The 14,962-nt window shown below is 37.4% G+C and carries 11 protein-coding genes and 2 pseudogenes; 4 read left to right on the top strand and 9 right to left on the bottom strand.

Going from position 1 to position 14,962, the window contains the following annotated elements; translation table 11 throughout:
• Positions 1–115 precede the first annotated feature (115 nt).
• The gene (locus tag Y7E_RS0111680) at positions 116–925 is read left to right on the top strand and encodes a YitT family protein (protein WP_017151436.1); all 810 of its coding nucleotides are present in this window, start codon (positions 116–118) and stop codon (positions 923–925) included.
• Positions 926–951: 26 nt separating this feature from the next.
• Here Y7E_RS0111680 and Y7E_RS0111675 read toward each other — a convergent pair whose 3' ends face one another.
• On the bottom strand, positions 952–1,320 hold the full coding sequence (locus Y7E_RS0111675) for a VOC family protein (protein WP_017151435.1): 369 nt from the start codon (positions 1,318–1,320) through the stop codon (positions 952–954).
• 278 nt (positions 1,321–1,598) lie between these two features.
• On the opposite strand from Y7E_RS0111675, the gene Y7E_RS0111670 reads away from it, so the two are divergent.
• Positions 1,599–3,140: a BA3702 family sensor histidine kinase gene (locus Y7E_RS0111670; RefSeq protein WP_017151434.1), complete on the top strand. Its 1,542-nt coding sequence runs from the start codon at positions 1,599–1,601 to the stop codon at positions 3,138–3,140.
• A gap of 44 nt (positions 3,141–3,184) precedes the next feature.
• Here the strand turns inward: Y7E_RS0111670 and Y7E_RS29565 are convergent.
• The 8 genes and pseudogenes from Y7E_RS29565 to hutP form a co-directional block, all read right to left on the bottom strand.
• Positions 3,185–3,730, bottom strand: a pseudogene (locus Y7E_RS29565) (sodium:solute symporter family transporter); the annotation flags it as partial.
• 55 nt (positions 3,731–3,785) lie between these two features.
• Entirely contained in the window at positions 3,786–5,360 is a 1,575-nt protein-coding gene (locus Y7E_RS0111660; RefSeq protein ID WP_026049182.1) for an FMN-binding glutamate synthase family protein, read from the bottom strand.
• 94 nt (positions 5,361–5,454) lie between these two features.
• Positions 5,455–6,585 (bottom strand): alkene reductase, encoded by a 1,131-nt coding sequence (locus tag Y7E_RS0111655; RefSeq protein ID WP_017151431.1) that lies wholly within the window; start codon positions 6,583–6,585, stop codon positions 5,455–5,457.
• Positions 6,586–6,766: 181 nt separating this feature from the next.
• Positions 6,767–7,738 (bottom strand): formimidoylglutamase, encoded by a 972-nt coding sequence (gene hutG / locus Y7E_RS0111650; protein WP_017151430.1) that lies wholly within the window; start codon positions 7,736–7,738, stop codon positions 6,767–6,769.
• The gene (gene hutI / locus Y7E_RS0111645) at positions 7,717–8,988 is read right to left on the bottom strand and encodes an imidazolonepropionase (RefSeq protein ID WP_017151429.1); all 1,272 of its coding nucleotides are present in this window, start codon (positions 8,986–8,988) and stop codon (positions 7,717–7,719) included. The genes hutG and hutI overlap by 22 nt, the downstream gene beginning before the upstream one ends.
• Positions 8,989–9,001: 13 nt before the next feature.
• Entirely contained in the window at positions 9,002–10,660 is a 1,659-nt protein-coding gene (hutU, locus tag Y7E_RS0111640) for a urocanate hydratase (RefSeq protein ID WP_017151428.1), read from the bottom strand.
• A 114-nt stretch (positions 10,661–10,774) separates the two neighbouring features.
• Positions 10,775–12,292, bottom strand: coding sequence for a histidine ammonia-lyase (gene hutH, locus Y7E_RS0111635; protein WP_017151427.1), 1,518 nt, complete (start codon positions 12,290–12,292; stop codon positions 10,775–10,777).
• Between the two features lie 103 nt (positions 12,293–12,395).
• On the bottom strand, positions 12,396–12,836 hold the full coding sequence (hutP, locus tag Y7E_RS0111630; RefSeq protein ID WP_000926516.1) for a hut operon transcriptional regulator HutP: 441 nt from the start codon (positions 12,834–12,836) through the stop codon (positions 12,396–12,398).
• Between the two features lie 198 nt (positions 12,837–13,034).
• Between hutP and Y7E_RS0111625 the strand changes: the two genes are divergently transcribed.
• Both Y7E_RS0111625 and Y7E_RS29560 read left to right on the top strand, forming a co-directional pair.
• On the top strand, positions 13,035–13,985 hold the full coding sequence (locus Y7E_RS0111625) for a class I SAM-dependent methyltransferase (RefSeq protein ID WP_017151426.1): 951 nt from the start codon (positions 13,035–13,037) through the stop codon (positions 13,983–13,985).
• 126 nt (positions 13,986–14,111) lie between these two features.
• Positions 14,112–14,672: pseudogene (locus Y7E_RS29560) on the top strand (class I SAM-dependent methyltransferase).
• Positions 14,673–14,962: the final 290 nt, after the last annotated feature.

The raw sequence follows: 14,962 nt of genomic DNA, 5'->3' as shown, positions 1-14,962 counted from the left end.
AATTTGATTTTTAAAATTAGTCTAATTTTCCAAAATAAACTGTTTTTCCCCAAAACTTTCAATTTCATATATAATCTTGAAATAATATGATTTTTTAGTGAAGGACGGGAACAAGATGGTCAGATTTCTTGGAGTTATCATTGGTTCTATCATTATTGCAGTTGCCTTTAATCTTTTCCTTATCCCCCACAAGATTTTAAGTAGTGGAATTGGCGGAATTGCTATTATCTTAGGAATTGTAACCCCTGTAAACACGGGAATTATTAACTTTGCATTAAATTTACCTATTCTTATTTTAGGATACATAGGCCTTGGAAAAAAAGTAATTTTTAATACAGTTGTCTCTGTTGTAGTATTATCTGCGGCATTATACTGGATTCCAGTACAAATCGTCGCAAAAGATCCACTTCTTTCTTCCGTATTTGGAGGCGTAATTGCCGGAGCAGGAATTGGCCTTGTTTTTAATTGTCATGGTTCCACGGGCGGATTTGATATTATCGGTATGCTACTATCTCGCAAAAGAGATATTAAACTCGGTGGTTTCCTCATTATTTTAAATACAGTCGTTGTTGTCATCGCTGGATTTTTCTTTGACTGGGATGTAGCATTAACAAGTTTACTTTCAATCTATGTAACAGGTAAAGTAATTGATGCCGTTCATACGAAACATCGTAAAGTTACACTTATGATTGTAACAAATCAAGCTGAAGAAATGAAAAAGAAACTACTTTCAACTGTTGTACGTGGAATTACACTTCTTGACGGTGAAGGTGCTTATTCAAGTGAAAAAAAGCGTGTACTTATGACTGTTGTTTCACGTGAAGAACTTGCAAGTATGAAACTAACTATTTCTGAAATCGATCCTCAAGCATTCGTTAATATTACGGAGACTGTTGAAGTGTTAGGGTTGTTTAGAAAAGGTTAAAACTAGGTGGAACTCCACCTAGTTTTTTATTTATTCTCCATAAATTCTAATCGATTTCCAAATGGATCTGAAACATAAAATCTAATGACATCTGGACGAGCATGATCATCTATGACTTGAATCCCTTCCTCGATTAATTTTTGCTTAAATTCATCAATTCTATGAACATAAAAAGCTGGATGCGCTTTTTTAGCCGGAGAAAAAGTTTGTTCAACTCCTATATGAATTTCTTGATTTCCACAACGAAACCAACAACCGCCACGTTTTCTTAATTCTTCAGGTTTCGGAATTTCTTCTAAACCTATTTTATGTCCATAAAAGTCTCTCGCCTCTTCTTCACACCCTGCAGGTGCTGCTACTTGTACATGGTCAATCCCTTGAATGTAACTTGCCATATCCCTCTCCCCCTTTATATTTTTATTTTATAGTATACAGCTTTAAAAATAACTTATATAAGTTTTATAAAACTCCATAAGATTTACTTAACAGCCATATACATATGGTTTGTTTTATAATGAAGAAGGTGTTTTAATAAAATTTTATCGAAAAGAACGAAAACATATTCTATTCTGTAACTTTGTTTTTTATAGAAATATATAACATTTTTCATATATTATATTTATAATAGGTTATTGAATCTGTTTTTAGATGCTAGATGCACGGAGGAAAAGTTATGAGTCGGAAAAAGTTCTCATCTATTCAAAGAAATCGCCATTCGGCTATACCTCGCCGTTTGCGAAATCATATTCAAAATTGTACTTTAACAGAAATGTACGCATCTCTTTTTGAACATAATCCTGATAGTATTATTTCATTGAACTTACAAGGAATTATATTACATATTAATCCCTCTGCAGAAAAAATATTAGGATATACTTCAGAAGAATTAGAAGGAAAAACAATTACTTCTATTATAGAAGCACATATTTCTGATCAAGTACTGCAATATATAAAAAATACTACAGCTGATAATCAAGAAGAATACATAATTTCTACCCGCCATAAAGATGGATATCAGATAGATGTAGTTACAAAATTAGTCCCTATTTTTATTCAAAATCATCTCTCGGGTGTATATGCAATTATGAAACCTCTCGAGAAATCTGAAAGAATCGAAAAAATGTTAAAAGAAAGCGAAAAACGATTGCGCACATTAATGGACTCAATGCCCGCCTTTGTCATCTTTAAAGATCATGAAGGACGCTGGCTTGAAGCAAACGATTATGCACTTTCTTGCTTTGATTTCCATGATGTCTCGTATAACGGAAAAAAAGATAGTGAACTCATTCAATATAACGAAGCATATCGTGAAGCGTTTTTACATTGCGAAGAAATCGATGAAATCGCCTGGCAAAAAAAACAAATTATTCATGGAGAAGAATTTGTTATTCACAAGAGTACATCCAACATTATTTTAGATATCTCCAAAGTCCCACTTTTTCACCCTGACGGTTCACGAAAAGGACTCATTGTTATGGGTAGGGATGTTACTGAATTGAAGGAAACCGAAAAATTACTACGAAAATCTGAAAAATTAGCGGTAGTTGGACAATTAACGGCAGGAATCGCTCATGAAATAAGAAATCCATTAACAGCGTTAAAAGGATTCTTAACATTATTAAAGCCCGAGATTAATGAACAAAACAAATGGTATATAGATGTGATGTTAAGTGAAATTTCACAAATGGAATCAATCACAAGCCAATTTATGGCGATGTCAAAACCACAGGTACTCTCTATCCACTCTTGCCAAATCCAATCATTAATTGAAGAAGTTGTAACCTTTATTTTGCCTACCGCCATCATGCATAGTACACATATTATTATGGATCACTTTTCTATTATGCCGGAAATTCATTGTGATGGTAATCAACTAAAGCAGGTCTTTATTAATGTACTAAAAAATGCGATTGAAGCTATGCCTCGCGGGGGGAATATTTTCATTCAAACAAAGCAATTGGATGAAAAATTCATTTTAATCCGTATTATAGATGAGGGCTGTGGCATTCCCGAAGATCGTATTTCTCGTTTAGGTGAACCTTTCTATAGTTTAAAAGAAAAAGGAACTGGACTAGGTTTAATGATGTGCTATAAAATTATCGAAGAACATCATGGTAAGCTACAAATTTCAAGTGAATTAAATAAGGGAACAACTGTAGATATTTGCTTACCTATTTCCCCACCTCAACATAATAACGAAATAGAAAAAGAGTAAATGGAAAAACCATTTACTCTTTTTTATCGTAATCTATTCACATCTCATTCTGTTGCTTGTTCAAGTACTGTTTCCATTTCTTTAAACTCACGATGAATAGCTTTTCCAAGCTCTTTTGTTAGCACGCTTACTATTATAATGGCTAATAAACTTAACGAAAACCCTGGTACCATTTCATACATAGTTTCTTTTAAAACTGGAATCTGCACCCATGTAATTACTGTTACGGCACCAACAATCATACCAGTGAGCACACCCCATTTAGTCGTTCTCTTCCAATATAGACTAAGTAAGAGTGCTGGACCAAACGCAGAACCAAATCCTGCCCAAGCATATCCTACCAAGGTTAAAATCGTATCACTTGGATGATACGCTAGAACAACTGTAATCATAGCTACTACTAAAACGGAAAGTCTTCCAATCAATACAAGTTCTTTATCCGATGCATCACGACGGAAGAATGTTTTATAGAAGTCCTCTGTCACTGCACTAGATATAACAAGTAACTGTGATGAAATACTACTCATAATGGAAGCTAAAATAGCTGATAATAGGAATCCAGTAATATATGAATGAAATAAAATACCACTTTTTTGACCCATTCCTCACACTTACATGTAAGGAATGTTTCGCACTATTTTTCTCTCATTTTTCAGCTATGTTTGGAAATAATTCCGATAACGGAATCACTCTGTTTTTTTCATCTTTAAACACAATGTGATCCCTCGTTAAATGACGAGGACTACTTACTCCCGCTGCCGCTGATAAAGCAAATAAGCTATATCTCATGCTAATAATATAATTCATCACCCTCCATTTCTTTTCATATGGGTCCAATGCTTTTTGATAATGTGGATTCGTTGTCGCAACGCCTGAAGGACATTGTCCTGAGTTACACTGAAGTGCCATAATACAGCCACTTGCCATCATAAATCCGCGCGCAGAGTTAACTGCATCGGCACCGATTGCTAAAGCTATTGCTACTTTATCGGGCGTTACTAACTTACCTGATGCAAAAACCTTTAATTTATCTCGGATTCCAAAACGACAAGCTGTGTCAACAAACGTAATTAACGCTGGTATGAGTGGCATTCCCATACTATCCGCCATAGATTTATAAGTTGCGCCAGACCCACCTTCCGACCCATCAATTGTAATAAAATCCGGATATATATTTGATTCTTTCATCGTTTGTAATAAATCTTCTAGCGCACCTTGTTGTCCAATCACTATTTTCATTCCAACTGGTTTACCACCTGTTTCTTGTAAATCATGAATAAAGCGTAATGCGTCTTTAGCATGATGCAAAAAAGCAAAGCGATTTGGGGAGTTAATCGTTTCCCCTGCTTTTACTTTTCGAACAGCAGCTATTTTCTGGTTCACTTTTTGTCCTTCTAGATGACCACCACGTATTTTAGCCCCTTGCCCAAATTTCAGTTCAAAGGCTTTAATATTTTTTTCTTTTGCCTTAGCTTTGAATTCTTCCATTGAGAAGTTCCCCTCTTCATCACGATACCCAAACAAACCAGGACCGATTTGGGCGATAATATTTGCACCTGTTTGTAAATGCTCCGGAATTACACCACCCTCGCCTGTATTAATCCAAGAACCTTCGGCCATTTTTGCTCCGTATCCTGTGGATAAAATATAATGTTCCCCAATAGCTCCATAAGAAGTAGCAGATGCTCCAAACATTCCATATACTTTCCATGGATACTTGCGATTCTCTCCGACTACAATCGTATCTTCTTCCTCATACAACCAAAGATTTGTTGTATCATCGGTTAACTTTTCCCTTCTAGAAAACAAACCTTCTTTATGAATTACATATTTTTTTGCCGTACGCTCTTCAGAAAGATTCACATGTAATTCTTCTGTAAGAACCGGAAAAAGAGTGTTCGCAATATAATACCCAGATACATCAAAATTTCGTTTTGAACCAAATCCGAGTACCTCAGAACGATATTTTGCCAAAAACATTACACTTTGAAAATCATAGCGTGAAAAGGGTTTCCCATCTGTATCATTATCAAACCAATACTGCCGAAATTCTGGCCCTATTTTTTCAAGTAAAAAGCGCATTCTCCCTAAATAAGGATAGAGTTTTAATATAGAGTGATGCGTGCGTTTCTTAATAAAAAAGGTAACCATAAAAAGAATAATGAAAAGCATCATTAACAATAGCAAGATACCAATAATAACGAGTAGCGTTTCATTCATTTTCGCTTCCTCCCTTATCATGCCATTCTCCTGTGTTTTTTGCTTACTGAAATAATAAAAGGAGAACACTTCAGTGCTCTCCTTTTATCCTTATTCATATTAATGTAGCAAGATGCTGTTTCGCATCGTATTCCTCTAACCTTTCTCCACTTTTCACGCGATGAACAAAGTCCGGATTTGAAATTAATGGTCTACCAAATGCCGCTATATCAATTGTACCTTCTTGTAGCGCCACTTCTGCCTCTCCTGGGTTTAAATTCCCTACTCCTACAATCACACCATTCCAATATTTACGAACTAATTGATGCAAGTTTTTCCCATCAGCTATCACTTGTTTATAATCCATTGTTGAAGGGTGAATCATTGTTAATCCTACCTCTTGAAACATCTCTACGAAAGTCTTAATTGCTTCTTCAGGGTTTTCCCACATATAACTTGGGTTATCCCCTTTGAATACAGAAAAGCGAATGAGCGTTTTATCTGCACCAACTGCGCTTATTACAGCTTGTAACACTTCTTTCATAAACGTTAACCTTTGTTTTAATTCTCCTCCGTACTGATCCTTTCGATGATTAGCAAATTCATAAGCAAATTGATCGATTAAGTAGCCATGTGCTCCGTGAATTTCCACGCCATCGAATCCAGCTTCTATCGCATTTCTAGCAGCTTGTGCATATTGCTCAATAACTTCTTGAATGTCTTCAATTGTCATTTCTTCAGGAGTATCAAAAGACTTTCGAAAACGCGGTACATTTCCTTGTGCAGCAATCGCTGATGGTGCTTGCGGTAAGAGTCCTCCTGTTAATTCATGATGACTCATACGCCCTACATGCCATATTTGGGCGATAATTGTTCCCCCTTCTTTATGTACCGCATCTGTTACCAGCTTCCAAGACTCAATTTGCTCCCCTGTATAAATACCTGGGACACCTGGATTCCCCTTCGCTCTTGGGCTAATTACAATTCCTTCTGTAATAATGAGACCCACGCCATCTGCCGCACGTTTCCGGTAATACTCGGCTACATCAGCCCCAACCACTCCGGTTTCATCATTGGCAAAACAACGCGTCATCGGTGCCATTGCTACGCGATTACGAAGAGACCAAGCACCAATTTGAATTGGATCAAACAGCTTTGTTTCTTCCACATTTTGAAATGATTCCCAATCGTTTATATTCGTACCCTCATAAATACTTGCTGCTGTTTTACTCTTTGAATTTGTCATTTTGATTCCCCCTATACCTTTTGTAATAAAACCCTCTATTTTTCACAATAACTTTAAAAATATTTCATATATGAATCATAATTTCTTACAAACTAGTACGTCAATTTATAAGCTCTTATCACACAATATTCGTATATTGAACAATACAAAGAAGCCTCTCCACATAAGGAGAGACTTCTTTTTATATACTAACTTGCTTGCTAATTGTTTCCCTTGCTAACAGAAAACTCATAATAACCTGCGCAGCCACACGGCTCGTCATATCACGAAAATCAAGCGTTGGATCAATTTCTACAATGTCCATACCTTGGACAAGCGGTTCTTGTCCAAGTGCTGTAATTGCATCAAGTAATGTCGTACTATCCATACCACCTGGACCGATTGCCGGACATCCTGGTGCAAATGCTTGATCTAATACGTCCATATCGACAGAAACATAGATAGCTGTAACTCCTTGTCTACGTAAAACCTCAATGCTTTCTGTAATGATATCTTTAATCGCTATCTCGCGAATATGTTTCATTGTATATACCGTCACACCATGTTCTTTAGCATATTCATGGTATGTACGAGCATTTGAGAAGTTACGAATACCAATTTGAACAAGTTGTTTTCCTGTAATGACATCATTCTCTAGCAAACTACGAAATGGTGTCCCATTAGACGGTCCGCCATCTTCTAGGTTACGTAAATCATGATGCGCATCAAATTGGATGATACCGACTTTCCCTTTACTACTTGCAAAACCACTTATACTAGGAAAACTAATGGAATGATCTCCGCCAAGAACGATCGGTACCATTTGCGGATTCAATTTTGTCAAACTGCTGAGTGTCTTAGCAATACGAGCATGACTTTCTTTTATGTCTGTCACATGCATGGTAATATCACCACAATCGTACAACACACTTTCTTTCATATCATGCTCTTCTGTAATCGCGTATGTGCTATATGCATCTAGCATTGCTCGAATGGTTTTTGGCGCAAAACATGCACCAGAATGACTAATAGATGGTTTAGAAAGCGGTGCGCCAATTAATGCTGCACCAAAGATTTCTTCCCCTTCATCCCATAGTTTAACCATATCGCTCCATTTCGTTACTTCACGATCTATAAACTTTGCATTTTTCTTTAAATAGTGGCCTCGCTCCACGCTTTGTCACCTCTTGTATATGCAAGATTACCATTCTTCCATACTGTATTTACATGACTCACACCGTAATGATACGGTACATACGCATAATTATATGCATCCCATAAAACCAGGTCTGCCCTACGCCCAACGCGAATTTTCCCAGCAACATCGCCGCGATTAATCGCATACGCTGAGTTAACTGTTACAGCATTCCAAACTTCTTCTGGCGTCATTTTTAGTTTCAGCATTGCAATGCTCATAATAAGTTGAATATTTTCAGTCGGGCAGCTACCTGGGTTAAAATCTGTCGCTAAAGCAACCGCTACACCTTCGTCAATCATTTTACGCCCACGTGCAAAGCTTTCTTTATTTAAGTAGAAAGTCGTTCCTGGGAGTAGTGTTGCAACTGTATTGGAATTCGCTAGCATTTCAATACCTTTATCTGATGCTCCAACTAAATGGTCTGCTGATGCCGCACCAATTTCTGCCGCTGCCTCTGCACCACCAAGTGGATCAATTTCATCTGCATGAATTTTTACATCAAATCCAAGTTCTTTTGCTTTTAATAAAAAGTCTTTTGATTCTTCTACAGAGAATACCCCTGTTTCACAGAAAATATCAACGAACTCCGCTAATTGTTTTTCTTTCATCTCTGGTAATAAATCTAACATCCATTGTAAAAACTCTTTTGATTTCCCTTTGTACTCTTTTGGAACAGCATGTGCTCCTAAAAATGTTGAAACTAAATCGATTGGATGCTCTTTTTGCAACTCTGCCGTAACCTCTAATTGCTTCCATTCCGTTTCATCATCTAATCCATAGCCACTTTTTGCTTCCACTGTTGTGACACCGAATGATAACATGCGATCTAAATGGAATTTCGCCTTCTGCACAAGCTCTTCTTTCGATGCTTGCTTCGTTGCATTCACAGTCGAAAGAATACCGCCGCCTTGCTCTAAAATTTCCAAGTACGGTACTCCCTGCAATTTAAGAGCAATTTCATTTTCACGAGATCCGCCAAATACAAGGTGTGTATGCGGGTCAACTAGACCTGGCGAAACCATTTTCCCTTCACAATCGATGATTTCTTTTGCTTGTAACCCTTTCGCCTCTACCACTGTTCCAACGAAAGTAATAACACCATCTTTAATACCGACTGCACCATTTTCGATAACAGGAAGCGTGTTCATCGCTTCCCGTCTTAACAAGCCATCTTCTTGATCCATTGTTACCAATTGACCGATATTCGTTAGTAAAATGTCCAGCATGTTTTCTTCCTCCTTATTTCATCATTGGAATGTTAACGCCTTTTTCTTTCGCTGTTTCAACAGCTAAGTCATATCCTGCGTCAACGTGACGAACAACTCCCATACCAGGATCAGAAGTTAATACGCGTTCAATACGTTTTCCTGCCGCTTCTGTTCCGTCTGCAACAATAACCATTCCAGCGTGAAGTGAATACCCCATACCAACCCCACCACCGTGGTGAACAGACACCCAGCTTGCACCGTTAACACTATTGATTAATGCATTTAAAATCGGCCAATCTGCTACCGCATCACTGCCATCTTTCATCGCTTCTGTTTCACGGTTTGGTGAAGCTACAGATCCACAATCTAAATGATCACGGCCGATAACAATTGGTGCTGACAATTCACCGCTAGCAACCATTTCATTGATGATACGCCCGAATTTTGCACGTTCCCCATAACCAAGCCAACAAATACGTGATGGAAGGCCTTGGAATTCAACTTGCTGACGTGCCATACGAATCCAGTTACATAAATGCTCGTTATCCGCAAACTCACGTAAAATTACTTCGTCTGTTTTATAAATATCTTCTGGATCACCAGAAAGTGCTACCCAGCGGAATGGTCCTTTTCCTTCACAGAATAATGGACGAATAAACGCTGGAACGAATCCTGGGAAATCAAATGCATTTTTCAATCCTTCATCGAAAGCAACCTGGCGAATATTATTACCATAATCAAACGTAATTGCACCTTTTGCCTGCATTGCAAGCATTGCTTCTACATGTTTTTTCATGCTTTCTTTTGATAATTGCACGTAGCGTTCTGGATTTTCTTCACGAAGTTTTGCCGCTTCTTCTAATGAATAGCCTACTGGAACATAGCCGTTTAATGGATCATGTGCAGACGTTTGATCTGTCACTAAGTCTGGTGTAATGTCACGTTTCACAAGCTCTGGTAAAATTTCTGCAGCATTTCCTAAAAGTCCAATTGAAATCGGCTCTTTCTTTTCTTTATATTCTTTCGCAACAGCTAGCGCCTCTTCTAAAGATTCTGTGTACATATCACAATACCTTTTTTCAATACGACGATCGATGCTGCGTTTATCTACATCAATAGCAATGACTACCCCACCGTTCATCGTAACAGCAAGAGGTTGCGCACCACCCATACCGCCTAAACCAGCTGTAAGTGTTAATGTTCCTTGTAATGAACCACCAAAATGTTGGCGTGCCGCTTCTCCAAACGTTTCATATGTTCCTTGTAAAATCCCTTGTGTACCAATATAAATCCAGCTACCAGCTGTCATTTGTCCATACATCATAAGACCCTTTTTCTCAAGTTCACGGAAGTGATCCCAATTTGCCCACTTTGGTACTAGGTTTGAGTTTGCTAAAAGGACACGTGGTGCATCTTCATGTGATTTAAAAATAGCAACTGGTTTACCAGATTGAACAAGTAATGTTTCATCACTTTCTAATGTTTTTAACGAGTCCACAATTGCATGATAGCTATCCCAGTTACGAGCTGCACGACCAATACCGCCATAAACAACTAATTCTTCTGGTTTTTCAGCTACTTCTGGATCTAAATTATTCATTAACATGCGAAGTGCTGCTTCTTGAATCCAGCCCTTTGTTTGTAATTCTGTTCCTCTTGACGCACGAATTGTTTGTTTTACGTTTTCCATTTTAATCTCTCCCTTTTCCTTTTTTATCCCGCATGAACTACCAGTAAAAGCACGATTGGTGAAGGCTAATAATCAGTGCGGGGAGTAAAGTCCCCCACTGATTAAAGTTTCACTTTATAGTGCTGCATTGACATCCAATCGTTCTAATGTAAAGCGGCTTGTTTTTAACCAATGTGCAATATTTTCAATATCTGTTGAGAAAATACGATCATTTGTAATTGAAGGTACGTGCTGACGACCTTGATGATAAAATACTTTCGTTACTGTACTCATTTCTTCAATACCACGATATTCTGCGGCTTGCATTGCACAAATCATTTCAATTGCAAGAACACGTCTTACATTTTGAATAATTTGATGTGCATGGCGCGAAGCAATTGTTCCCATACTTACATGATCTTCTTGGTTAGCGGATGATGGAATTGAGTCAACACTTGCTGGATGAGCTAGCGTTTTATTTTCTGAAACAAGTGAAGCTGCTGCGTATTGCATAATCATTGCACCAGATTGTAGTCCTGGCTCTGGACTTAAAAATGGTGGTAAATCATTTAACTGCGGGTTCACAAGACGCTCAATACGACGCTCAGAAATATTCGCAAGTTCCGCCATTCCAACCTTCAAAAAGTCCATAGCAAATGCAATTGGTTGCCCGTGGAAGTTCCCGCCAGAAATTACTTTTTCTCCTCCATCAAAAATAAGTGGATTATCTGTTGCTGCATTCATTTCAATTTCTAATTTTTCTTTTACATAATTTAAAACTTGCCAAGAAGCACCATGCACCTGCGGAATGCAACGAAGTGAGTATGCATCTTGTACACGCAGTTCTCCTTGCTTTGTTATAAGCTTACTGTCATGAAGTACATCGCGAATACGCTTTGCAACTTCCACTTGTTCTTTATAGCCACGTGCTTTATGCACATTTTCATCAAATGCATCGATAATGCCGCGCAATCCTTCAATTGTCATGGATGCAATTAATTCTGATTGATAAGCAATCGCTTCCGCTTCAATATAAGAAAGGATTCCTTGCGCTGTCATCGCTTGTGTACCATTGATTAATGCAAGCCCTTCTTTCGCTTCTAATTCAATTGGCTCTAACCCTTCTTCTGTCAGGGCTACCATTGCATGAACGCGTTTTCCTTTATAAAACACTTCACCTTCTCCTAATAAAACAAGAGCAAGATGAGATAATGGAGCTAAATCACCGCTCGCTCCGAGTGATCCTTGCTGCGGAATAACCGGATGGATTTTCCTGTTTACAAACTCTAGCAGCCTATTTGCAACAAGAGGGCGCACACCAGATACTCCTTTTAACATCGTATTAGCACGTAAAATCAACATTCCGCGTGATACTTCTTCTGGAAATGGATCACCGATTCCGCATGCATGTGATTGAATTAAGTTATGTTGAAGTGCCTTTACATCATCTTTCTGAATAAGTACATCACTAAATTTTCCAAATCCGGTTGTAATACCGTAAACCACTTTTCCATCTTCTACAATTTTCTCAACAACTTCACGGCACTCGGCTACTTTTTGCATACTGGTTGGACAAGCTGTTACGCCTTCCCCTTCAAACAACAAACGTTTCATTTCTTCTACTGTCAATGAATGTCCTGTTAATGTAATCATCCTTTTTCCTCCTTAAAAAGAGCAAAAGGGGACCTTACCTTTTCAAGACAGACTTCTGTCCTAAAAAGCAAGGCCCCCTTCTAACTAATAGACTATGGGCAAATCATATGTGATTAATTCCTAAACCAATCGCCTCATGCTCAGATCCTTTTACAGGCGCACCTATCGTTCCATAAAGTGCAACAGCAACCCATTCGCCTTCTTTTTTCCCATCGTAGGGTGTACCGCGCACGATTGCAAACCGAAGACCTACTGTACGAAGAACGTCTGCTAACTGAATTTGACCTCTCGTTACCCCGTACAACGCTTCCATGATTGCATGATAAAGTGCATGCGTTTCTCTGTAAACGTCTGTTTCAATAACTTGGTTGCTCTTAGCCGCTGTTTCCATTGCTGCGACAACTTTTTGCGAATTCATAGAACCAACTTTTCCAGTACAATATTTCCAACCTTTTGGAATGGATAATACAGGACTTTCATTCTCGTCCGCAAGTGCCAACAACATGGCCATACGACCAATTCGATGTGTTCCTTGAAGAAGCATGTGACTCTCTCATTTCTTGTGAATTATTTGAATATTACTTAATTTAAGAATATATGAAAACGATTAAATCGTCAATAGTTTAAATTGTTATTTGAATGAATTTTTTAAATAATCCAGTACCATTGTGTACACAATCTATTTACAGAAAATTTTTAAGCATGCTATAGTCTCACTAACAGCTGTAAGGGGGATCCAAAATTGGTTAAGAGAAAAGATATTCACTTTCGCATTGATGAAAAATTACTAGAAAGATTTGAAGCAGCACTTCATTATGAAGGCCTAAATAAAACAGATGTTTTAACACATGCTATTCAGCAATTTTGTGTAAAGGTGGAATCAGAAAAATTGAATGATGTAAAAAGACAATACGCTGTAAGTAACCATCTGCAAACACGGATCAATACTCATAAAAAATACGAGGAAAAACGAGTAGACTTAGATGAAATTGTAATAGGTCATCTACAATTACAAGGAACGGAAAAGATATTAGAAGTTGGATGCGCTAACGGAAAATTCCTTGCACTGCTACAAAAAAACGGTCATAAAGGGCATCTTACTGGTCTGGATCAATCTACAACTATGCTGCGAGAAGCTGCTATGAATGAGGCGCAGCAACATGTAAATATTGAATGGAAACTTGGAGACGCTACCAAACTTCCTTTCCCAACTGATTCTTATGATTGGATCATCGCAAGACATATGCTGTATCACCTGACGGATGTTGGAAAAACAATTCAAGGATTTCATAAAGTAATTTTTCCTGGAGGCAGGTTCCTAGCCACAACAAACTCCAAAATTTCATTACCTCGTATGGATGAGATGTGTAACAAAATGTTAGTTGCATTTGATTTACCCGAAAAATCACCATCAGCTTCTCCATTTTGTTTAGAAAATGGAGAACAATTATTACAATCTGTTTTTCAAACTGTGGAGGAAACAGTTATTCATAATGCACTCCTATTTCATCATGCTACACCTATTGTTAACTATATCTCTAGTATGTTTCCATCTTTAAACATACCTGATGACATTCATCTTCATTCAGAAATGAAAGAATGGCTGACCATTGAAATAGAAAATGAATTATCGCTTCATGGCGGAGTATGGCGCGATCCAAAAACCCTTGCTATTTATAGGTGTACAAAATAAGTTTGAATCTACTTTATAACAAATTCTTTAAATTTATCTTAGGTTGATGTTGATATGGCGATACCCTAAAAAGAAAATTACACATTATAAATATAAAAATAAACAAAACTACAAGAGGTGAAACCGTTGGCTATAAAACAAAAGGAAATTAAGCTGGTAATTGGTGCAGGGGAATATAATAATAATCCAGGATGGATACATACGAATGAGGAAGAATTGAATTTATTAAAAAGGGAAGATTAGATAAAAAGGTTTGATCCTAACTCTTTAACGGTAATTTTAGCGGAGCATGTATGGGAACATTTATCATATGAAGAAGGCATAGAAGCGGCGAAAGTATGTTATGAGTTTTTAAAGCATGATGGTTATATTCGATGTGCCGTTCCTGATGCATTTTTCCCAGATGAAGAATACCAAGAGGGTGTACAAGTTGGCGGTCCTGGACCTAAAGACCATCCTGCAGCTAGTCATAAAATAGTTCATAATTATGAAACTTTAAGGAAAATGTTTGAAACTGTTGGATTCGAAGTGGAATTACTTGAATATTGTGATGAAGAGGGAAATTTTCATTACAATGAATGGGATGGAGCTGATGGGGTTATTTTTCGTTCCAAAAAATATGATCCACGAAATCAAGGGGATAAACTTGTTTTTCCATCGTTAATTATAGACGCAATAAAGTTTTAGTTATTAAACTAAACAGGTGTTTTTCTTGAACAAAAGCTTTAAAGTCGATTTCCAATAGGAGATTGACTTTTTTAGTATCATAACTTAACAGTCTTGATACCTCGTCATTATCATAAAGATATATGCGGTTTCGTAACATGGATTTATAAATCGCGTGAAAGTTACATATAAGCACTCAAAATACTAAAATAGTAGTAATTTCGAAGCTTCATGTACGGTTTCTATTACCTTCATCATAATGATCCCCATCTCTTCACATTGATAGAATAGTCGATCTAATATGATCTTTT

Origin of the sequence: Bacillus bingmayongensis (genome assembly GCF_000299035.1) — a bacterium.
Lineage (GTDB): Bacteria > Bacillota > Bacilli > Bacillales > Bacillaceae_G > Bacillus_A > Bacillus_A bingmayongensis.
This window is presented reverse-complemented; position numbering and strand designations above follow the sequence as displayed.